The sequence below is a fragment of the Pseudolactococcus hodotermopsidis genome (assembly GCF_011170085.1).
GTDB lineage: Bacteria > Bacillota > Bacilli > Lactobacillales > Streptococcaceae > Pseudolactococcus > Pseudolactococcus hodotermopsidis.
This window is the reverse complement of sequence record NZ_BLLI01000110.1, coordinates 1-2,959: the sequence shown is the minus strand read 5'-3', so window position 1 is coordinate 2,959 and position 2,959 is coordinate 1. Positions and strand designations below refer to the sequence as shown.

The following is a 2,959-nucleotide window of genomic DNA, read 5'->3' as shown; positions in this document are numbered from 1 at the left end:
TAAAATCAAAACCTTTAAGTGTATGGCTCAGAAATATCGTAATCGAAGAAAGAGGCACTTACTTCGTGCGTCCTTAATTTGTGGTATTATCAATTTCGAAATTTAATTTCGGGAGAAGTCTAATAAAAAACGCTCAAGATGACCGTTTTTTTAACTTTATTTCCCAACAGGCTGGGAAAGCGACCCCAGAGCTGGTTTGATGTGATAGCGACGTTTCAAGAAATGACGGATACCTAGCGCTGCAGCACCAAGTATGATAACGACGAGACGTGGTGGGACGACATTTATCGTTGTTGGCAACATTACCGTTGCGCCAAAAAGTGTTATCCAAACAAGGAAAGCAACCACCATAATAGCGATAGATTGAGGCCAAGGGACTTTTAGCCCCATTGCCTGTTTTTTATAGATGAGACGATACATGAGATAGATGATGACACCAGCGACGAAGCTCATGACAAGGAGCGTGATAATGCCATAAGTGCGGCTGTTTTTGTTCATGTTCGCCATAATGCCGTTCATAAGACATAGAACGCCCAACATCAAAAGTGAGCTATCAAGCCACATCAGTACAGGTGTTTCGTTATCATAGGTAATGATTGCCTTGCCTGAACTATCTGTTTTGGCAATTTTAGGTGCATATCGTGCGGTAAATTCAGACGGTGTCCCCAACAAGTCTTTGGCAAGAATCCGACGATTTTGGGCATCAATGATTTCTGGCAAGATTTCTGATAAAATTGTCTTGATTTCCTCATCAGTTTTGCCAATTTTGACAAGTTCACGTGTGATGATGTGGACATATTCGCTGTTTTTAGCGGTTAATTGTTCGATATAATTTTCCATAGTTCTATTTTAACAGAAAGCTGACAGATTTTCAGTAAGTTTACGGAAAAAAAGAGCTATCACTTTCTCAGTATTTTTGTTAAAATAGAATTAGGCATGTTTGGTCATGCTTATTTATACTTAATTTTAGTGTAAAACCGAAAGTGGTTTGATTTTATAGTAAGTATAATTATGTTATTGAAAATAGAGGAATAAAATGACACTACCTTTGATTGTTACAGCAATTCTTGTTTTGGGAGTTGTTTTTGTAAATGGTTGGACTGATGCGCCAAATGCCATCGCGACGGCAGTATCAACTCGTGCGCTCAACATTCGTGCAGCGGTCATTATGGCGGCGATTATGAACCTTGCGGGTGCTTTTATCTCAACTTTGACAGGTGCTAAGGTCGCAAGTACGATTTTAAACATGGTTGACTTTTCAAGTGCGCCTAATTTACCTAAAAATGCCCCCCAAGTTGCACTTGCAGCTAGTCTTTTTGCGATTGTTGTTTGGGCGGTTGCGGCGTGGTATTTCGGGATTCCGACTTCAGAAAGCCATGCGCTGATTGCGGGGCTTTCAGGTTCAGCGATTTCACTTGGGGGAATGGAGGCTATCAAATGGGATGAGTGGATGAAAGTCATCTACGGTCTTGTTGCATCTGTTGCCATTGGTTTTATCGGTGGTCTTTTGATTACCAAGTCTTTAGTCTTGATTTTCAAAAATATCGCTAGACGAACGGCAAATAAATTTTTTACCATTGGGCAAATCTGCGGCGCTGCTGCCAATGCTTATTTACATGGCGCACAAGATGGTCAGAAGTTCATGGGGGTGTTCATGCTTGGCTTGACCTTGAACGGTCTTGCTAATGACGGTGCACCGATTCCGATATGGGTTATTTTCATGTGTGCTATTGTCATGGGGCTTGGGACTTCTGTTGGTGGCGAGAAAATCATCAAATCGGTTGGTATGGACATGGTTAAGCTAGAAAAATATCAAGGCTTTGCGGCGGATATTTCGACAGCTATCAGTATCCAAGCGATGACCAGTTTGGGTGTCCCAGTTTCGACAACGCACGCAAAAACGACGGCTATCATGGGCGTTGCGGCGAGCCGTCGGATGAGTTCGATTGACTGGAGCGTTGTCAAAGAAATGGTAATGGCTTGGATTTTGACATTTCCGGGCTGTGGTTTGATTGCTTATCTGATGAGTAAATTTTTCGTCATGATATTTTAATGAAATAATGGAGATTACAAATAATGGCTAGAAAAAAACAATTTGACTACTTTGGCGCAATGAAAGACATCGCACACCTGTCACATGATGCGGCGGTTGCTTTGCAAGAAATTATCGTTGATTATGAATATGAGTCTTTCATTGTCAAATCAGAATCTGTTCATGCAATTGAACATAAGGCTGATGACAGCGTGGCTGAGGTTTATGATGAACTCGCAGTAACTTTTATGACACCGATTGACCGTGAGGATATTGCTCAATTGACAGATGCCTTGGATGATGTGTTGGACGGTATCAATGAGTTTACTTACCAGCTCGAAAATTTAGTTATTCGTAACTTGCGCCCAGGTGTCAAGGAATTTGTTGATACGATTGTTGAGGCAACACAAGGTGTGGAAATTGCCTGTGGCGAATTTGCGAAATTTAAAAATTCTAAGAAACTCAAAGAGCATGTTGCCAATGTGAAGTTGCTAGAAAAAGGGGCTGACCGTCTTTATTCTGAGATTACCAAAGAGCTTTACACCAATGAAAAAGACCCAATTGAGATTATCAAATGGCGTGATGCGTTCAACAAACTTGAAAAAATTGTCAACGATATTGAAAGTTGTGTGAAAATTATTAAATCGTTAGTTATTAAAAATAGTTAAGACTCTTTTAACGTGTTTTAGAAATGTTATAATCTATTGGATGCGTTATCATATCTTATAGAACTATTTATTTTAACTACCATGAAAATAATAATAGCGAAACCACTGTCAAGCGAAATTGAAAATGTCCCAAAAAAAGTCTAAACATGAGTTACGTTTTGCTAAAGCAAAATTTGCTTTTAGATTCCATTTTTGATATTATTTAGTTATGATTTAGGCTGAATTTTCAGCTTGATATTCCAGAAGCGTCTTACCGATT

3 protein-coding genes are annotated in these 2,959 nt (G+C 39.6%); 2 read left to right on the top strand and 1 reads right to left on the bottom strand.

Annotated elements, in window-relative coordinates; genetic code table 11:
* Nucleotides 1-156 precede the first annotated feature (156 nt).
* A complete protein-coding gene (locus tag Hs30E_RS10715) occupies nt 157-840 on the bottom strand; it encodes a DUF1129 family protein (RefSeq protein ID WP_172209923.1) in 684 nt (227 codons plus the stop codon).
* A 196-nt stretch (nt 841-1,036) separates the two neighbouring features.
* Here Hs30E_RS10715 and Hs30E_RS10710 point away from each other — a divergent pair, with 196 nt between their 5' ends.
* Entirely contained in the window at nt 1,037-2,053 is a 1,017-nt protein-coding gene (locus Hs30E_RS10710) for an inorganic phosphate transporter (protein ID WP_172209922.1), read from the top strand.
* Between the two features lie 23 nt (nt 2,054-2,076).
* On the top strand, nt 2,077-2,700 hold the full coding sequence (locus Hs30E_RS10705) for a DUF47 domain-containing protein (RefSeq protein ID WP_172209921.1): 624 nt from the start codon (nt 2,077-2,079) through the stop codon (nt 2,698-2,700).
* The last annotated feature ends 259 nt before the right edge of the window (nt 2,701-2,959 follow it).